Annotated in this window: 18 protein-coding genes; 7 read left to right on the top strand and 11 right to left on the bottom strand. The window is 40.4% G+C overall.

Translation table 11 applies throughout. The annotated features are described in order from the left end of the window. The first annotated feature begins 145 nt into the window (after positions 1 to 145). Positions 146 to 1,927, top strand: a complete 1,782-nt coding sequence (locus Q0Z55_RS09310) for a GGDEF domain-containing protein (protein ID WP_297427472.1) — start codon at positions 146 to 148, stop codon at positions 1,925 to 1,927. A 24-nt stretch (positions 1,928 to 1,951) separates the two neighbouring features. After that, positions 1,952 to 2,260 (top strand): ankyrin repeat domain-containing protein, encoded by a 309-nt coding sequence (locus Q0Z55_RS09305; RefSeq protein WP_297427469.1) that lies wholly within the window; start codon positions 1,952 to 1,954, stop codon positions 2,258 to 2,260. A gap of 35 nt (positions 2,261 to 2,295) precedes the next feature. Here Q0Z55_RS09305 and Q0Z55_RS09300 read toward each other — a convergent pair whose 3' ends face one another. From Q0Z55_RS09300 to rplM, 5 genes are all read right to left on the bottom strand, one after another. Beyond that, positions 2,296 to 2,949, bottom strand: coding sequence for a hypothetical protein (locus Q0Z55_RS09300; RefSeq protein ID WP_297427467.1), 654 nt, complete (start codon positions 2,947 to 2,949; stop codon positions 2,296 to 2,298). A 15-nt stretch (positions 2,950 to 2,964) separates the two neighbouring features. Then, positions 2,965 to 3,387: a ClpXP protease specificity-enhancing factor gene (locus Q0Z55_RS09295; protein ID WP_297427465.1), complete on the bottom strand. Its 423-nt coding sequence runs from the start codon at positions 3,385 to 3,387 to the stop codon at positions 2,965 to 2,967. Between the two features lie 16 nt (positions 3,388 to 3,403). Next, a complete protein-coding gene (locus Q0Z55_RS09290) occupies positions 3,404 to 4,051 on the bottom strand; it encodes a glutathione S-transferase N-terminal domain-containing protein (RefSeq protein WP_297427462.1) in 648 nt (215 codons plus the stop codon). 255 nt (positions 4,052 to 4,306) lie between these two features. Beyond that, a complete protein-coding gene (gene rpsI, locus Q0Z55_RS09285) occupies positions 4,307 to 4,693 on the bottom strand; it encodes a 30S ribosomal protein S9 (protein WP_067731057.1) in 387 nt (128 codons plus the stop codon). A 12-nt stretch (positions 4,694 to 4,705) separates the two neighbouring features. Further along, positions 4,706 to 5,134, bottom strand: coding sequence for a 50S ribosomal protein L13 (gene rplM / locus Q0Z55_RS09280; protein ID WP_153372433.1), 429 nt, complete (start codon positions 5,132 to 5,134; stop codon positions 4,706 to 4,708). Between the two features lie 251 nt (positions 5,135 to 5,385). On the opposite strand from rplM, the gene pdxA reads away from it, so the two are divergent. The 3 genes from pdxA to Q0Z55_RS09265 are packed head-to-tail and all read left to right on the top strand — an operon-like array spanning position 5,386 to position 8,053. After that, the gene (gene pdxA, locus Q0Z55_RS09275; RefSeq protein ID WP_297427478.1) at positions 5,386 to 6,369 is read left to right on the top strand and encodes a 4-hydroxythreonine-4-phosphate dehydrogenase PdxA; all 984 of its coding nucleotides are present in this window, start codon (positions 5,386 to 5,388) and stop codon (positions 6,367 to 6,369) included. A 19-nt stretch (positions 6,370 to 6,388) separates the two neighbouring features. Then, complete coding sequence (gene rsmA / locus Q0Z55_RS09270) at positions 6,389 to 7,204, top strand: 16S rRNA (adenine(1518)-N(6)/adenine(1519)-N(6))-dimethyltransferase RsmA (protein WP_297427449.1); 816 nt, start codon at positions 6,389 to 6,391, stop codon at positions 7,202 to 7,204. Further along, positions 7,205 to 8,053 (top strand): symmetrical bis(5'-nucleosyl)-tetraphosphatase, encoded by an 849-nt coding sequence (locus Q0Z55_RS09265; protein ID WP_297427446.1) that lies wholly within the window; start codon positions 7,205 to 7,207, stop codon positions 8,051 to 8,053. Positions 8,054 to 8,093: 40 nt separating this feature from the next. On the opposite strand, the gene Q0Z55_RS09260 is transcribed toward Q0Z55_RS09265, so the two are convergent. From Q0Z55_RS09260 to hflX, 3 genes are read right to left on the bottom strand one after another with little or no spacing between them, the layout of a single operon-like run. After that, positions 8,094 to 8,762 carry an LrgB family protein gene (locus Q0Z55_RS09260; protein WP_297427443.1) on the bottom strand — a complete coding sequence of 223 codons (669 nt, stop codon included), beginning with the start codon at positions 8,760 to 8,762 and terminating at the stop codon, positions 8,094 to 8,096. A gap of 9 nt (positions 8,763 to 8,771) precedes the next feature. Continuing rightward, the gene (locus tag Q0Z55_RS09255; RefSeq protein WP_297427440.1) at positions 8,772 to 9,143 is read right to left on the bottom strand and encodes a hypothetical protein; all 372 of its coding nucleotides are present in this window, start codon (positions 9,141 to 9,143) and stop codon (positions 8,772 to 8,774) included. 49 nt (positions 9,144 to 9,192) lie between these two features. Next, on the bottom strand, positions 9,193 to 10,521 hold the full coding sequence (gene hflX / locus Q0Z55_RS09250) for a ribosome rescue GTPase HflX (protein WP_297427437.1): 1,329 nt from the start codon (positions 10,519 to 10,521) through the stop codon (positions 9,193 to 9,195). Between the two features lie 353 nt (positions 10,522 to 10,874). On the opposite strand from hflX, the gene Q0Z55_RS09245 reads away from it, so the two are divergent. Continuing rightward, positions 10,875 to 11,672, top strand: a complete 798-nt coding sequence (locus Q0Z55_RS09245; protein ID WP_297427434.1) for a lysophospholipid acyltransferase family protein — start codon at positions 10,875 to 10,877, stop codon at positions 11,670 to 11,672. Here the strand turns inward: Q0Z55_RS09245 and Q0Z55_RS09240 are convergent. Further along, the gene (locus Q0Z55_RS09240) at positions 11,664 to 13,229 is read right to left on the bottom strand and encodes a phospholipase D family protein (protein ID WP_297427475.1); all 1,566 of its coding nucleotides are present in this window, start codon (positions 13,227 to 13,229) and stop codon (positions 11,664 to 11,666) included. The two genes, Q0Z55_RS09245 and Q0Z55_RS09240, sit on opposite strands and share 9 nt — an antisense overlap. Positions 13,230 to 13,349: 120 nt before the next feature. Between Q0Z55_RS09240 and Q0Z55_RS09235 the strand changes: the two genes are divergently transcribed. Further along, positions 13,350 to 14,348: a metallophosphoesterase gene (locus Q0Z55_RS09235; RefSeq protein ID WP_297427430.1), complete on the top strand. Its 999-nt coding sequence runs from the start codon at positions 13,350 to 13,352 to the stop codon at positions 14,346 to 14,348. A 273-nt stretch (positions 14,349 to 14,621) separates the two neighbouring features. Here Q0Z55_RS09235 and Q0Z55_RS09230 read toward each other — a convergent pair whose 3' ends face one another. Together Q0Z55_RS09230 and Q0Z55_RS09225 are read right to left on the bottom strand one after the other, a co-directional pair. Then, positions 14,622 to 15,929: an MFS transporter gene (locus Q0Z55_RS09230; protein ID WP_297427427.1), complete on the bottom strand. Its 1,308-nt coding sequence runs from the start codon at positions 15,927 to 15,929 to the stop codon at positions 14,622 to 14,624. 142 nt (positions 15,930 to 16,071) lie between these two features. Then, positions 16,072 to 16,713, bottom strand: coding sequence for a hemolysin III family protein (locus tag Q0Z55_RS09225; RefSeq protein ID WP_297427424.1), 642 nt, complete (start codon positions 16,711 to 16,713; stop codon positions 16,072 to 16,074). Positions 16,714 to 16,766 lie beyond the last annotated feature (53 nt).

The raw sequence follows: 16,766 nt of genomic DNA, 5'->3' as shown, positions 1-16,766 counted from the left end.
TGAAACCTCTTAGCGCTGATGGTAGTGTGGGGTTACCCATGTGAGAGTAAGTCATCGCCAGCTCATTATTCTAAAAAAATCCCCCTGATCATTTGATCAGGGGGATTTTTCTATGCCTAAATAATACCTACAAGGCTTGATCTACATGCCCCGTTTGACGCTACATGTTTTACTCACGATACTAATGTGTCTTTACAGCAGTTTAAGTAGAGCTGATGTAAGAGTATTAGATTTTTCTCAACAGAGCAATGTAGAGCTTAGTGGGACATGGCACTATTATCCTAAGCAATTGACAGTAGATACATCTACATTAGCTGCTATTTCGGTTGAGTTACCCAACTCATTTGCAGTTATGCTTGGGGAAGTGAATCATCATGGTATTTTTCGCCAGACGTTTGAGATTCCACATGCTGCTATTGGTCAGCCTTTAGCCTTATTTATACCTTATCAATATGGAGCTTATCGTTTATATATTAATGATAAACTGATGCTTAAAGTTGGCCAAGTCGGTGCAGTAAATCAACATCGTACACAAATGGCACCTCGCTTATTGATTTTTACTTTAGATAAAGCTGAATTTGATATTCGATTAGATTTTTCAAGTTATCAGCATATTCGTGGGGGGCCGCAAAATGCTTTAGTGATTGGTTATGAAGAACCAATCCGACGTCACTTCTATAGCCACATTATTCCTGCTACTTGGGTGAGTGGTATGTTAGTGATGATTTCGCTATTTATGGCACTCTTTGCGATTTATCGTTTAAAACTACGACAACCTATTTTACCTTTATTGTTTTTATCTCTTTTTATTTTATGTTTTAGTTTACGTAGTTTCTTTGCAGTACCATTTACTTATACTTTATTTACCTCAATTGAATGGCTTTGGGGCACACGTATAGAATATTTGCTCACTGCATTAAGTTGTTTATTTTTTATAAATTATATTCGTTATGCTTTACTCAATTCATTACATTATGGGATTTATGCATTTTTAAGCTGTATTATTTGTGCAAATTTTTTGGTCATTTTATCGCAGCCGCCTTTAATCTTTCAGGACTTCTTTTTTAAAAGTTTTGCTGCCTCAATCTTATTATTTCTCAATATGCTGTATGGTATTTATTGTATCTTTAAATATAAGATGCCATTTTCTAAAGCCAATGCTTTAGCCATAGCCATATTATGTATTACCTTTATTCACGATTATTTGTTGGGCTTAAAACTGATTAATTCGACTGAAATTGCCTTTTATACTTCATGTATATATTTTATTTTAGTAACCATTCATTTAAGCCGTGATTATGCTGTACAAAGTCAGCAAGCCATTTCTTATAATCAACAATTGCTGCGTTTAAATCAAAGCCTTGACCAGCAAGTGGTTGAGCGTACTTATACTGTGATTCAACTCAATGAGCAGTTAAAGCGGCAATTAAAGCTTGATGGTTTAACAGGGGCTTATAACCGCTATGCTTTGGATGAAACGCTGCAACAGTATTTTAACACGCCATATAATCAGCCTGTAAGTGTTGCCTTTTTTATGCTCGATGTGGATTTTTTTAAAAACTATAATGATGCCTATGGTCATTTATATGGTGATCAAGTATTAAAAGATATTGTGGTGGTACTGCAACAACAGCTCCCTCCTGATGGGTTTTTGGCGCGTTATGGTGGAGAGGAGTTTGCGATGCTGGTGCCAAATTTATCTTTATCGGAAGCTCAAAGCTTTGCTGATGGCTGTTTAATGGCGATACGCCAATTAAATATCCCACATCTAAAGCGTTTAGATACTAAAAGCCATGTGACGGTGAGTATTGGTGGCGTAGTGATGGATCATCAGCATGTTTATGCAGATGCTAAAGCTTTAATTCATTGTGCAGATTCGCATTTGTATCAAGCCAAACAGCAGCGTGATTGTGCTATTGTGCGATAAATAAAACCAATTTGAGAGCAGTGTATGAACGAGCAGACTTTTATCCCTGTACCTGAAGATGATGAAGAACTACATTTACCTGAATTGGTGTATTGGGCATCGTTAGGTAATGTAGAAGAGGTCAACAAAGCTTTAGAACACAGTGATGTGAATACCACCGATGAAGAGGGCTATAGTGCTTTGCATGCAGCGGCTGAAAATGATGCTCTAGAGGTTGTCAAACTTTTGGTGGGCAAAGGTGCAAATGTGGCTTATAAAGCACCTTATAGCGCTTTAGAATTGGCTGAGATGGCAGGCAATCACGAGATTGTGGCTTATTTAAAAAGCCTTTAAAAAAAAGCCCCATTCATGTGATGGGGCTTTTTATATTAAGCAAATACTTGGCTAACAGCGCTATATAGAATCCATAAGATGACAATAGCGACTACAGGTTCTAAAAGTTTTGCCCATCCTGGGACTGCGGGTGCAACAACTTCAGCAACAGGGTGATGGTCGTGGTGATCGTTTTGTTGAACCATGTGATTAAACTCCTTTAATGTAGCGTCCAATGATAGCGGTTCTTGTTGCATTGGTTTAGAACCTTGTAGACTTGTTAGTCTATTTGTTAACCAAACCCAATCGTTGGCTTGACCAGATAAATACTCAATTTGCCCTTTGAGCAATTCACGAAAGCCTTCAATGCCAAAATGCGCGGTATCTTCTAACTGTTTGAGTTCTTGAAGTTGTAGCTTAGCAATTTCACTTAAGGTCGGTTCAAGTTCAGTTTTAGTTAAGCTAGATTGATTGTGTACTGAAGTTGTCAGGCGTCTTGCAATTTCTTGAATATACAGTTGTTCTTGTGCCTGAATTTCATGGTAAAGCTTTTTTTCGTCTTCATTCCATAAGGTAATCAGTTTACCTAAACACAGCACATTTAATTCATGTAAATGCTGTTGGCGAGTGTGGGCGTCATAATCGGCTAAAAGCTGAGGCTTTTGAATACTAATCTGCTCAGCAAAATATTGTACTAAATCAAAAGCCATCAGACTCTCCTTTATTTAATCCAAGATCCGTAGGCTTGGTTTTTTCTTAGCTTGCTCTTGTTCTGCTTGTGATTCTACTTGATCTTGCTCCGTTTGAATATCGGCATATTCACTTGGGTCAAAGAATAAACCTTGACCATTTTCACGCGCATAAATACCCAACAATGCAGCAAAAGGGACATAGATGTCACGTGATACGCCACCAAAGCGTGCTGAGAAGCTAATCGCATCATTACTCATATGCAAAGCATGCACCGCGTGTGGCACGATATTAAGTACAATCTGTCCATCTTGCACGTGTTCGGTTGGCACCGACGTATTGGCTGCAGTGGCATCTACCAATAGATAAGGCGTGAGATGGTTATCACAAATCCATTCATAAATAGCACGCGCTAAATACGGACGGGTAGGGGTTAAGTTGAGTTCTAAATCAGACATAATAAAGCTCAATAAGTTAAGTTAATAATTCTTTGTAGCGATTCTTTTCTTGCAAAGTTAAAGATTGCATAAAAGCGGGTCGGCTAAAAATACGTTGGCAATATAAATGAATTGGACGGCAATGTTGAGGTGGCAACTCAATTCCCATAGATTTTAAACGTAAAAAAATGGGTGCCAGCATACAATCTAAAATACTCAAGCTGTCAGACATAAAATAAGGAAAATGTTGGAACAAAGGCGTCAATGAAATGAGCGTATCACGTAATTTTTGTTGCGCTTTGATTTTAGCGTGCTGATCTAAACTGTCGGGATGGCACAGCATTACATCAGCAAGCTTGAGCCAATCTTGTTCAAAACGCCAAATGTATTGACGTTGTTCAGCACGCGGACCCGGTGCATCGGCATAGAGTTTATTTTGACGGTAACGATCATCTAGATATTCAGCAATAATCGTGGTATTAAATAATTTCAGTTCATTTTCAATCAACATGGGCAATTGATTATAAGGATTTAAGCTCGCGACATCTTCATCACTCGCGTCGAGCATAATTAAATGATATTTAATTTGTTTTTCTGCCAGAACATAACGAATCCAGTGGCAGCGGAAGTCATCACTGTGGCTGTATAAGGTAATTCCCTGTATAGCTGGGTTTTCCAAGGACATAAACTACTAAGCTAAGATTGAAGAAATTAGGATACTAAAACCTGTGCCAAAAAGCACGTTACTCAGACCAAGCACAATAAAAAATACTCAAGGAGTCGTGGAATGTTGAATATTATCTTCTTTTTGTCGATCCTGATGATTGGCATGATCAACTATTATGTATTACGAGAATTTTGGTGTAACAATGCTTATCAATAGGCATAAAAAAAGCCTTGGAAAATTCCAAGGCTTTTTTGGTCCGATTCGGTAAACGAATTAACGTTTAGAGAATTGAGGACGTTTACGTGCTTTACGTAAACCAAGTTTCTTACGTTCAACTTCACGAGCATCACGAGTAACGAAACCAGCTTGACGAAGAGCAGGTTTTAAAGTCTCGTCAGAAGCGATTAATGCACGAGTAATACCGTGACGGATCGCGCCTGCTTGACCACCAATACCACCACCAGCAACAGTGATGTAAAGGTCGTATTTGTTTGTCGCTTCTAAAAGCTCAAGCGGTTGGTTAACAACCATACGAGCAGTCTCACGACCGAAGTATTGTTCTAAAGAACGATTGTTAATTACGAGTTTACCAGTACCAGCTGATAGGAAAACACGTGCAGTTGCGGTCTTACGGCGACCTGTACCATAGTTAGTAGCCATGTGCTGTATCCCTTAGATGTCCAAAACTTGTGGCTGTTGAGCAGCGTGTGGATGCTCAGTACCAGCGTACACTTTCATTTTTTTGATCATTGCATAACCAAGAGGACCTTTTGGTAACATACCTTTAACAGCTTTTTCTAAAACTGTTTCAGGTTTGTGCGCGATTAACTTTTCAAAGTTAGTTTCGCGAATACCACCAGGGAAACCAGTATGGCGATAGTATTTCTTATCGTGAGCTTTTTTACCAGTCACAGTAATTTCTTCAGCATTGATCACAACGATGTAGTCGCCAGTGTCAACGTGAGGAGTATAAGAAGTTTTATGCTTACCGCGTAAACGACGAGCGATTTCAGTCGCAAGACGACCTAAAGTTTTGCCAGAAGCATCAACAACGTACCAGTCGTGTTGAACTTCAGCTGGCTTAGCGCTGAGAGTTTTCATTAAACCACTACCTATTATAGTTGGTTTGGACTATGGAATCTGTCCAAACTAAAGGAGACGCGATTCTATACGACTTTGTCTAGAACCACAATGAAAATTAAAATTTCAAGCGGCATATTCTATAGAAATTCTGAATAAAGTGCAATTTATAATCAATGCCAATTTTTAGTTTTTTTAAACTGTATGAAGGCAAGAAACGGCCCAAAACGAAAGATCAATTCAAAAGCGGTATATAATACACTCACCATCACATCAAGAGATTAGATATGCTGCCTTTATATGTCACCAGTGGTGAAGCTGCGGGAATTGGACCAGATATTTGTTTAAGTTTAGCCAATCGCGTGGATGAACGACCAATTGTGGTATTAGCAGATCTAAATATGCTCAAAAGCCGCGCGCAAAGCCTAAATCTTGATGTGAAAATAATTGAGTATCAAGGGCAAACGCAATCTTGTGCAGCGGGCGAACTTTATGTTGAGCATATTTCCGTGGCTGAAGAGGTGGTTTTAGGTCAATTAAATCCAAAAAATTCGGCCTATGTATTAGAACAATTACGTCGATCCGCCCATTATGCCATGACGGGTCAAAGTGTAGGGGTTGCCACAGCACCAGTACAGAAATCGGTGATTAATGAAGCTGGCATTGCTTTTAGTGGACATACCGAATATTACCAAGAATGTGCAGCTGTAGCGCGTGTGGTGATGATGCTTGCCACCAAAAGCTTACGTGTGGCACTGGCGACCACGCATTTGCCGCTCCGTGCTGTGCCCGATGCGATTACCCCTGAGCGTTTGCAGCAAGTGATTGATATTTTAATTCACGATTTAAAATCGAAATTCAAAATTGAGTCACCAAAAATTTTAGTCTGTGGTTTAAACCCACATGCTGGTGAAGATGGCTATTTGGGGATGGAAGAAATTCAAGTGATTAATCCGGTGCTTGAGACTTATCGTCAACAAGGCATCAACATGAGTTTAAGTTTGCCAGCCGATACCTTATTTACCCCTGAAAATTTAAAAGACGCCGACGCAGTTTTAGCGATGTATCACGATCAAGGCTTACCTGTGTTAAAATCACAAGGCTTTGGTGAAGCCATTAATATTACCCTCGGCTTACCTTTTATTCGAACTTCTGTTGATCATGGCACAGCACTCTCCCTTGCAGGCACGGGATTGGCAAAAAGTTCAAGTTTGCATGTTGCTGTTGATTTAGCCTTAGATCTTGCTCGTCACTAATTCACGTTGGAATTTTTCTATGTATCAAATTAATGCCTTAAACCCAAAAGATGAAGGGCATCACACGCGAAAGCGTTTTGGTCAAAACTTTTTACATGACCAACGTGTAATTGCCAAACTTGTGCGTTCGGTTAATCCGCGTACAGGTGAAAATATTGTTGAAATTGGCCCAGGTTTAGCAGCTTTAACCTCACCGTTAATTGGTGAGTGTGATGCTTTAACCGTGATTGAGCTGGATCGTGATTTAGCTGCAGGTTTACCCGGTCGTGTGCCTTATCCTGAGCGTTTAACCATTGTTGAAACTGACGCCTTAAAATACGACTTTACTCAATTGTTTGAAGAGGGTCGTCCGTTACGTGTGGTAGGTAACTTACCGTATAACATTTCAACGCCATTGCTGTTTCATCTCTTAGAATTTGGTGACAAAGTCAAAGACATGCATTTTATGTTGCAAAAAGAAGTGGTGGATCGTATTACCGCATCGCCAAAGACCAAAGAATATGGTCGTTTGTCGGTGATGATTCAGTATTATTGTAAACCGACCTTTTTGTTTGAAGTACCACCGGGCTCGTTTAATCCACCACCAAAAGTCACTTCAGCGGTGTTCCGTTTAGAACCGTATGACGTAAAACCAATTGTGGCTAAAAATGAAAAAGCCTTAGCACGTTTGGTGTCACACGTATTTACCCAACGTCGTAAAACCCTGCGCAACAGCTTAAAAGGCATGTTGGCAGAAGATGCATTTGAAAAAGCAGGTGTTGATCCAATGGCACGCCCTGAAACTTTAACATTAGCTCAATTTGTGGCACTTGCAGATCAAACGGTAGATGCATAAATGTCAGTAAAAAACGTTCGTTACAACTATGTCATAGGTGATGTGCAAGGTTGTTTTGAAGCACTTAAAGCCTTGCTCAGACAGATTCAATTTGATGCAGATCAAGACTTTCTTTGGTTTGCTGGTGATTTGGTGGCGCGTGGGGATAACTCACTCGGTGCATTACGTTTTATTAAAAAATTGGTTGAGCAAGGGCATGCAGCAACTGTCTTGGGCAATCATGACCTCAATTTATTGGCTGTGGCACGCGGGATTAAACCGAGTAAGCTGAATGATCAAATTGATGATGTGATTCATGCCTTAGAAAGTGATGATCTGATTGACTGGTTGCGTCGTCAACCGTTGTGTTTATTTCCCAATGAACATACCGTGCTGACCCATGCCGGTATTCCATGCAATTGGAGTGCCGAACAAGCAGCCCAATTGGCCAAAGAAGTACAAAATGTGATTGCACATGACGACTTTGCTGTGCTGGATGCTTTTTTAAGCCAGATGTATGGTAAAACACCTGATCTTTGGTCAGATGATTTACAAGGTCATGAGCGCTTACGTTGTATTACCAACTATTTAACCCGTATGCGTTTAACCGATGCGACAGGGCGTTTAGAGTTTAGTTTTAAAGATTCACTCAATGACCCAATGCCTGAAGGATTCAAGCCTTGGTTTGAGTTTGAATCTCAAGCGGCAAAGACCCATCAAGTGTTGTTTGGTCATTGGGCAGCTTTACAGGGTAAAACTGTATCTGAGCAGATTCAAAATGTTGATGGCGGTTGCGTGTGGGGCAATCAGTTGATTGCTTATCGTTTAGAAGATCAACAGCTGTTTGCTGTCGATAATCCTTGTGCTTAAACGTTGAATGAAAAAAAGCCTGCATCATGCAGGCTTTTTTTTAACGTAGCATTAAAATAAAACTCGGGAGCCAAATGGCAGTAAACACCGCATTGACCGCCATCCCAAAAGCCGCGTAGCGTCCTGCAACAGGACCACGTTGCCATGCTTGCGCCGTACCAATCGCATGAGCAGCCAAACCTAAAGCCAAACCTGTGGCACGTTCATCTTTAATATTACGTAAAATAATGGATGAAAATGCAGCGCCAATGGTGCCTGATAAAATCACAATTAAAATCACAACACTCACGGGTGATTGTAAAAGTTCAGCAATATTAATGGCAATTGGCGTAGTCACAGCACGGGTGGCAAAGGCAAGTACAGTCGGTTCTGCCATATGCAAGGCATAGGCCAAACCCATGGGTAAAGCCACTGCGCTGATACTGGCAAAGACTAAAATTCCTAACATGGCTTTGAGTGGTAAATCATCATAACGCATAGCAGCCAAAGGAATCGCAAGTGCCACCGTCACATAGCCCAGCAAATGACTAAAAATGAGATTCATATCCTGATGATAGCGCTCATAAGGAATACCAAACAGCAGCAGCAAACCAATTACCAAAAACATGCCAATAATGAGTAAAGGCACTTGTGGTAGGCATTTGTTGATGGGTTTGGCGATTAAATAAGCAATCAGAGTGAGAATAAAGCCGCTAAAAATACTGAACATTTGATTCTCCTAAAGCCACTTTTTGGCCATTTTGGCATATACCCAAAGCGGCAACAGGGTACTTACCGTCATCACCAATAAAAACAGCGGAATTTCAGCGCCCATATGTACCAAGGTAATTAAAGAGCCGGCACATAAAGGCAAAAAGGCAAAACCACTTTCACGCATCATTTTGCCATTGGTGTCAATTAAACGCTGCGGTAAGCCTTTGCTTTTACGCCAAATGACCAAGATGATCAGTAAGCTCAGTAATCCAGTTAAATTGCCTAATTCAGGATGTCCCCATTGGCGACATAGCCAAACGGAGACCTCACGAAAGCTAATAATCAGGGCAAGGGTGCCAATCCATGCGGGCCAGTCGATCTTTTTGAATCCTTGCATTGTCGCTGTTGCCTAAGTTTTATTCTATATGCTTGATCTTTTAACCGATTTAGCGTTTGATTTCAAACTCTTCTAACGGTCTTTGAAATTGTTGAGCCGCTTGTCCTAAAATTTCATCCAAAGGCAAATGCGCTTGTTTGATCAATTGCTCCAACTTAGCGCCTGCCATGGCAACTTTAAGCTGTAAATTGCCCGCTTCATCATATGCTTCACTGACAATCACATTTAACTCATATAACTGATTACGCAATTTGCCATATGCCGGTTTTAACACCAAATCAAACTGTTGTAGTTGACCCATCAGGCATTCTTGAACCGCTTGTTGTAACAGGGCTAAACCTGCACCACTATGCGCTGAAACATACACCCGTTCTGGCTCGTGTGGTTTGGCATAGATAATCTTTGCCTCTTCGCCACTTTGATCAATTTTGTTATAGACACGTAAAATGGGCGTATCTACTCCAATTTCCTTTAATACTTTTTCAACCGCTTCAATTTGTTCATGCAAATCGTGACTGCTTGAATCAATCACATGCAAAATTAAATTGGCTTCTAAGGTTTCTTCTAAGGTGGCTTTAAACGATTCAACCAAAGAGTGCGCTAAGTTACGCACAAAGCCCACGGTATCGGCCAAAACTAAAGTGCCAATGCCATCCCAATCAAGACGACGTAAAGTTGGATCAAGTGTGGCAAACAATTGGTCGGCAGCATAGACATGGCTATGTGCTAAACGATTAAATAAGGTGGACTTACCGGCATTGGTATAACCCACTAAAGACACAGTGGGAATAGCCGCCTTTTGACGTGCAGCACGCCCTTGAATACGTGTTTGACGGACTTTATCCAGCTTGGCTTTGAGTTGGGTCATACGCACTTTGAGTAAACGACGGTCAGTTTCAAGTTGCGTTTCACCCGGACCCCGTAAGCCAATACCACCTTTTTGACCATCTAAACCTAAACGACCACCGACTAAACGTGAGGATAAATGAGCAAGCTGCGCCAGCTCAACTTGTAACTTGCCTTCAAAGGTGCGCGCACGTTGCGCAAAAATATCTAAAATCAGCTCGGTGCGATCCACCACACGGCATTGCACCACGCGCTCTAAGTTACGGGCTTGAGCGGGCGTTAAGGCATGATCAAAAATCACCAACTCTGCTTCTAATTCTTGGACCAATTCGGCAATTTCTTCAGCTTTGCCTGAGCCGACAAACAATTTGGCATCTGGGCGTAAACGTTGTACCTCAACATGAGCCACCACATCGGCGCCGGCAGATTTCGCCAATAAGGCAAATTCATCATGGTCGAGATCATCTAACATTTGAACAGCAACGCTGACTAAAATAATACGTTCACTTTGTGCAGCTGCAAACTCTTCCACTCAATTCTTCTTTAAAGCATTAAAGGTTTATTTTAGGGGAAAGTGTCAAAGAAGAACAATCTATTCAGGCAGTAAAAGCATTTTTATGAATTTTGCAAATAATAAAATTGCGCCAACATATAAAATGAAGATGCCCACTATTGTTCTAAGCAAGGTATGTGGCTTCATAGGAAAGACAGTAGACTCAATAGGCTGACATTATGTGAATCGTCTAATTTATCTAAATAAACGATAACAACGCAGTGTAGATATTTTTTAACCAAGATGAAAATGGGTTTTTTTAATCCTGATCTTCGGTTTTTATGATTGATCGGTATAGAATGCCAAATCAGCTGATCCAAAGTAGATGTTGCATGAAGACCAATCCTGTTGTACTTAAACCAAAAACTAAGCTTGAAAAACTATTTTTATATACAAAAAAAGTCAGCAGTGCTGTATTGGGTGTTAGTGAGGGCTTTTATTTGGTTTATCGACATGGTCTATATAAACAACCTAATAATCCACAAAATACCCGTTATGTGCAGCATTTTTGCCGTCAATTATGCAAAGTGTTTAATATTGAAGTGCGTGTGCATGGTGAAATTCCACGCACACCTGCGCTTTGGGTCAGTAATCATGTGTCTTGGCTAGATATTGCAGTCTTGGGTTCGGCTGCCCGAGTATTTTTTTTAGCGAAAGCTGAAATTGAACAATGGCCATTATTAGGTAAACTTGCCAAAGGTGGTGGTACTTTATTTATTAAACGTGGTTCGGGTGACTCATTGCGTATTCGTGAGCAAATCACCGATTTTTTAAAACAAGATATCCCTGTGTTGTTTTTTCCAGAAGCCACCACCACAGATGGAACAAGTATTAAAAAAATACACGGGCGTTTATTGGGTGCCGCCATTGAAGCGCAAAAACCGGTACAGATTTGCCTGATTTGTTATGTCAACCAGCAAGGTGAGTTGGATTTGGTTGCGCCTTATGTCGGCGAACTAAGCTTTGCTGAGCATGTCAAACGGGTGCTTGAAATGCCCAAAGTCACCGCGCATTTAATGGCCTTGCCCACGATTGACGTCACCGGACATACTGTTGAGAGCTTAACGCGCTTAGTCAGCGACACCATGCAGCAAGGCTTAAACGACTTGCAACGCCGTGTGTTACATTAAGTCTTCAATTGGTAGCCAAGAAATCGCTTTTAAACCAACCTTTTGCCACCAACTGATTTTAGGCTCTTTTTCCAAAGTCTGTATGTTGCTATCTTGGCGCTTGAGTTTCCAATGAATCTCTTCATTGGCGTTAAGTACCAGTTTATAGGCATACTTAGACAGATTTTGATCCATCGTCTGATGCACAGCACGTGCTAAATCCGGGCTGTTTAAGATCACGCCAATTTCAGTATTGTATTTCACAGAACGTGGATCAAAGTTAAAAGAACCCACAAATACTTGCTTTTCGTCAATTGCCATCATTTTGGCATGTAAGCTTGAGCGACTTAAGCCTTTAAGACTGACCTTGGCCTTTTGGGAAATTTCATCGGTATGGGTATTGAGATTTTCAAATTCAGGAGCTGATAAAAACTCATACAATTCCACCTTGTTTTGAAGCAACTCTTTACGATATTTAGCATAAAAGGCATGTACCAAGGCCACATCATTGGCCTTATAGGAATTGGTCAGCACACGTACTTTGATATCATTTTGCGCTAAATCGCTCAGCAGCTGGGTACCTTCTGATTTAGGTACAAAATAGGCAGAAATAATATCGACTTGTGTTTGAGGCTGTTCAAGTTGTTCAGACAATTGAGCGTATAAATATTCGTGATCTTCGGCTAAGTTTTTGACCTTGTTAGGTGGGTCTTTGACCACAGTTGCTTCAACCCAATTGAGTTGAATATCATTTTCAAGCCACTGTTCAAAGGCACGGCCACGTGCAGTTAAGTCTAAATAATTTTGTACTGTGGCAAGTTGCGAGTGTTCGGCAACTTGTTGCTTTAAATTATAAAAATCTAAATTGTATTTGTTAGCATCGACTAAATTGGACACAGGATAGGCATATTCATCGTTCCAATATTCATCAAAAGAATGCACAATTTCATCCGATGCAGCACCGGCTAAAATAACATCAACATCAGAAAATTGGTAATTGTCGCTGACGTTATAATATTGATTGCTCATATTGCGCCCACCAATTAATGACAATTGGTTATCTACAATAAAGCTTTTGTTATGCATGCGACGATTGACGCGTTTAAGATCTAAGATAATGTCCAAGGTACGCATATAGCGAAAACGATAAGGATTGAATAAACGCACATCAATATTGGTGTGTTGATCAAGGGCTAAATAAATACCTTGCATTTTTTTAGAGTTGTTATCGTCAATGAGTAAGCGGACTTTTACACCACGATCGGCTGCGCGAATAATACCATCTAAGGCAAGTGCGCCAATTTTGTCGTTATCCCAAATATAATATTGTAAATCTAGGGTTTTTTCTGCGGCATCAATTAAATGCAGACGTGCGGCTAACGCTTCTAAAGGGTCAGCCAATAAATGATAACCAGTAAGTTGCGGATATTTTTCACGCAATGGCAATACAATCTTGGCCAAATGGGTCTGATCGGTGGGCGTATTAAAGGCGTACTCAATGGGCTGTTGGGTATTTTTTGGCAAGGTCGAACATGCACTAAGCCCAAGCATTGCGCCACAAAGCACAAGACTTGCCATCTTAGGTGAGCTCACTGTAAAACGCGTAAAACCTGACATAGACACATCAAAGCAAAAAAATAGCATTTGAGTATAATGTCGAGCTATGAAAAGATAAATAAAATTTGTGGTGATCTAAATATGAATGTGCTGAATGTGTTTTATGGCGTTTTTGCTGTGTTGGCCGTGTGGGGGATTGCCCAAGCATGGCTGAGCCAAACGCGTACCGAAACCATTCACCCCATCAAAGCGTTTATTCACTTGTTGGCCTTTTATCTGTCTTATTTATTGTGGCCGCTGTGGATATTTAGCCTGTATGCCGGTTTTAGCGGTATTTTTTCTCAACATCAAGCCATCTTTGTATTTTTGCTCTCAAGCCTGCTGATTTATGCACGTTTTATTGAACCGCATATGGTGTTGGTCAAAACCTTGCATTATCAATTTAATCCCCAGCAGCCTTTTAAGCGCCCAGTGCGTATTGCCCTGATTGCCGATTTGCACATTGGTTTATTTTCAGGTCATGAACGACAACTGAAAATTATTGTTGATAAAATTAATCAGCAGCAACCGGATTTTGTGGTGGTGGCAGGCGATTGGACTTACGAGCCTGAACATAAATTGGCAGATGAGCTGAAAATTTTACAAAACATCCAAGCACCCATTTATTCAGTGACAGGCAATCATGACGAGCAATATCCCGGACCCCCGATTCAAGATTTACTCAGTCATGCACTGAGTGTAAATAAGGTGCTTGATATTGAAGCTCAGATTGTTGAATTTGAAGAATTTAATCTAGTTGGAGTTGGGGATTTGTGGGCAGGTAAAGCCGATATGCGTAATTTACCTGAGCTACCACAAGATAAGCCTTTTATTTTGTTGTCGCATAATCCAGATACGGTAGAAATGGTGCCTGAGCTGGCGATACGCCCTTTAATGCTCTCAGGGCATACCCATGGTGGACAAGTACAATTGCCATGGCTGACCGATTATGTCATGAAAAAAGTATCCATTTTAGGACACAAACGCGGTTTGTATCAGCATACGCATGCGGATGTCTTTGTGACAGTTGGCACCGGAATGGTCGGGGTACCATTTCGTTTTGGTGTGCCACCGACCATTGATATCATTGAAATTAGTTAACCAAAAATAAATCCTAAAATGATGACTAAGATAAAAATGGCAATGCCAATATAAACACGGTTGGGCTTTTTTTTAATCTGTGTCATAGCGCGTACCCCAAATGAGCTTAAGTTATTTTGACTGGGTTGTAATGAAACTTGTGCAAGAAAATTATTCTATGTTGTTGACTATAATATAATCTTTGTTCAAGATTTATGATAGAGCAGATTTTAACAGGCTTGCTTTGGTCTCAAGGCATAAAAAAGCCAGCATTTTTGCTGGCTTTTTTGCATCTTATACTTGGTTATTGACATCATCGTGTTTGGTTTCACGAATCATTAAAAAGGCCAATAAAGATAAAATAGACGCTGCTGTGAGGTAGTAACCTACCGCTTGTAACCCATACTCGGTTGCCAGTTTGGTTGCAATTAATGGCGCAAAAGATGCACCAAAAATACCCGCCATATTAAAGGTGAGGGCTGAACCTGTATAACGCACTGAGGTTGGGAAGATTTCTGATAAAACTGTCCCAATTGGACCATAGGTTAAACCCATGATTGCCAAGCCTGTACATAAGAACAAGAACACAATTAAGGTGCTGCCTGATTCCAGCATGTCGGCAAAGAAAATACCAAAAATGGCTGACACAATACACACGCCAATTGAAGTTGCTTTACGGCCAAATTTTTCCGCTAAAATTGCGGATAGTGGAATAAAGGCTGCAAAACATAAGGTCGCCACAAGTTGTAATTGTAAGAACTCTTCACGTGAGTAACCGAGTTGCTTGGTTCCCCATTGCAAGGCAAAGACTGTGGTTAAATAGAACACCACGAAGGTACAAATTGCTGCAATGGTGCCTAAAATTAGCATTGGAGTATGCTTTTTAAAGACCTCAATAAAAGGTACATTGACTTCTTTTTGTTTGCTGAGTACTTTTTGGAATGCAGGTGTTTCATGTAATTTTAAACGAATCCATAAACCTACAATCACCAATAATGCACTTGAGATAAACGGAATACGCCAACCCCAGCTCATAAAGGCTTCTTCAGTCATAAAGGCGCCTAAGGTTAAAAAAGAGCCAGTCGCTAAAATAAAACCAATTGGGGCACCCAATTGCGGGAACATGCCGTACCAAGCACGTTTACCTTCTGGGGCATTTTCGGTGGCCAATAATACCGCACCTGACCATTCACCGCCTAAACCTAAACCTTGACCTAAACGGCAAAGGGCAAGTAATAATGGTGCGGCAATACCAATTTGTGCATAGGTTGGTAATAAACCAATACACACAGTAGAAATACCCATGGTCAGCAAGGCGGCGACCAAAGTAGCTTTTCGTCCTATTCGGTCACCTAAATGACCAAATAAGGCCGCACCAATTGGGCGGGCAATAAAGGCAATTGCAAATGTTGCCAATGACTGAATCGTCGCCGTCATTGGGTCGGTACTTGCTGGAAAAAACAAATACGGAAAAATAATTACTGCCGCAGTGGCATAAATATAAAAATCGAAAAACTCGATCGTTGTACCCACCAAACTTGCGGTCAATACACGAAATTTTGAATTAGGAGCGATTTCTTGTTGAGTCGTTGATGACGCCATGAGGGACCTTACACTTACTAAAAATAAATTAACTTAGTTTTAAAAGCGTAATCTTTTTAAAAAAGGCGTAATTTTTTAAAAAAACAACGGGAACCGCTTCTAATCGTCTCGCTTAGGATGACTAAAATGACCGATGAAGTGGTTAAATCACGTATAGATAGATGGCAAGGAATTGTAATCCTGCCCCTAACAATACAAAAATATGCCAGATCGCATGGGTATATCTTACGCGTTTTAAGGCATAAAACAATGCACCTACAGTATAAGCTACACCACCTGCAATCAATAAAGTGAGGCATTCTGATGATAAATAACGTTGCATATCATCCATGACTAAAACGGCCAACCAGCCCATGATTAAATAGGCAAATAATGATACTTTTTGAAAACGATGAATAAAAACAAGCTTAAAGGCTGTACCTATAAAGGCAATGACCCATAATGCCACAAGCAATATTTTGGCTTTAGGGGTAGGCAAAGCAATGGCTAAAAATGGGGTATAAGTGCCTGCAATTAAATAATAAATTGCGGTATGGTCGAGCTTTTTGTACCAAAAACGACGCTCTTGCGTTTTGGCTAAATGATATAAGGTTGAAGCTGAAAATAACAAAATCATGCTCAAACCATAGACCAATAAAGCACACCATGCAGCAATCGGTAAGTACGCGCCTTTTATTAACATCAAAACACATGCAATCAAGGCTAAGGCTGCACCTGCGCCATGGGTCCAAACATTTAAATATTCTTCTTTTGGGTCATAATTTTTGATGAGATCGGCGTGCATGGCAGCCTCGATGAATAAAAGTACAATTGTATAATAATTCAATTTTGCTTTTC

Origin of the sequence: uncultured Acinetobacter sp. (assembly GCF_947626835.1) — a bacterium.
Classification (GTDB): domain Bacteria; phylum Pseudomonadota; class Gammaproteobacteria; order Pseudomonadales; family Moraxellaceae; genus Acinetobacter.
This window is presented reverse-complemented; position numbering and strand designations above follow the sequence as displayed.

Excerpts from the sequence above, each read along its gene's own strand:
- Q0Z55_RS09310 (WP_297427472.1), top strand. The coding sequence starts at position 146 with ATGCCCCGTTTGACGCTACATGTTTTACTCACGATACTAATGTGTCTT.
- Q0Z55_RS09305 (WP_297427469.1), top strand. The coding sequence starts at position 1,952 with ATGAACGAGCAGACTTTTATCCCTGTACCTGAAGATGATGAAGAACTA.
- Q0Z55_RS09300 (WP_297427467.1), bottom strand. The coding sequence starts at position 2,949 with ATGGCTTTTGATTTAGTACAATATTTTGCTGAGCAGATTAGTATTCAA.
- Q0Z55_RS09295 (WP_297427465.1), bottom strand. The coding sequence starts at position 3,387 with ATGTCTGATTTAGAACTCAACTTAACCCCTACCCGTCCGTATTTAGCG.
- Q0Z55_RS09290 (WP_297427462.1), bottom strand. The coding sequence starts at position 4,051 with ATGTCCTTGGAAAACCCAGCTATACAGGGAATTACCTTATACAGCCAC.
- rpsI (WP_067731057.1), bottom strand. The coding sequence starts at position 4,693 with ATGGCTACTAACTATGGTACAGGTCGCCGTAAGACCGCAACTGCACGT.
- rplM (WP_153372433.1), bottom strand. The coding sequence starts at position 5,134 with ATGAAAACTCTCAGCGCTAAGCCAGCTGAAGTTCAACACGACTGGTAC.
- rsmA (WP_297427449.1), top strand. The coding sequence starts at position 6,389 with ATGTATCAAATTAATGCCTTAAACCCAAAAGATGAAGGGCATCACACG.
- Q0Z55_RS09265 (WP_297427446.1), top strand. The coding sequence starts at position 7,205 with ATGTCAGTAAAAAACGTTCGTTACAACTATGTCATAGGTGATGTGCAA.
- Q0Z55_RS09260 (WP_297427443.1), bottom strand. The coding sequence starts at position 8,762 with ATGTTCAGTATTTTTAGCGGCTTTATTCTCACTCTGATTGCTTATTTA.
- Q0Z55_RS09255 (WP_297427440.1), bottom strand. The coding sequence starts at position 9,143 with ATGCAAGGATTCAAAAAGATCGACTGGCCCGCATGGATTGGCACCCTT.
- Q0Z55_RS09245 (WP_297427434.1), top strand. The coding sequence starts at position 10,875 with ATGAAGACCAATCCTGTTGTACTTAAACCAAAAACTAAGCTTGAAAAA.
- Q0Z55_RS09240 (WP_297427475.1), bottom strand. The coding sequence starts at position 13,229 with ATGGCAAGTCTTGTGCTTTGTGGCGCAATGCTTGGGCTTAGTGCATGT.
- Q0Z55_RS09235 (WP_297427430.1), top strand. The coding sequence starts at position 13,350 with ATGAATGTGCTGAATGTGTTTTATGGCGTTTTTGCTGTGTTGGCCGTG.
- Q0Z55_RS09230 (WP_297427427.1), bottom strand. The coding sequence starts at position 15,929 with ATGGCGTCATCAACGACTCAACAAGAAATCGCTCCTAATTCAAAATTT.
- Q0Z55_RS09225 (WP_297427424.1), bottom strand. The coding sequence starts at position 16,713 with ATGCACGCCGATCTCATCAAAAATTATGACCCAAAAGAAGAATATTTA.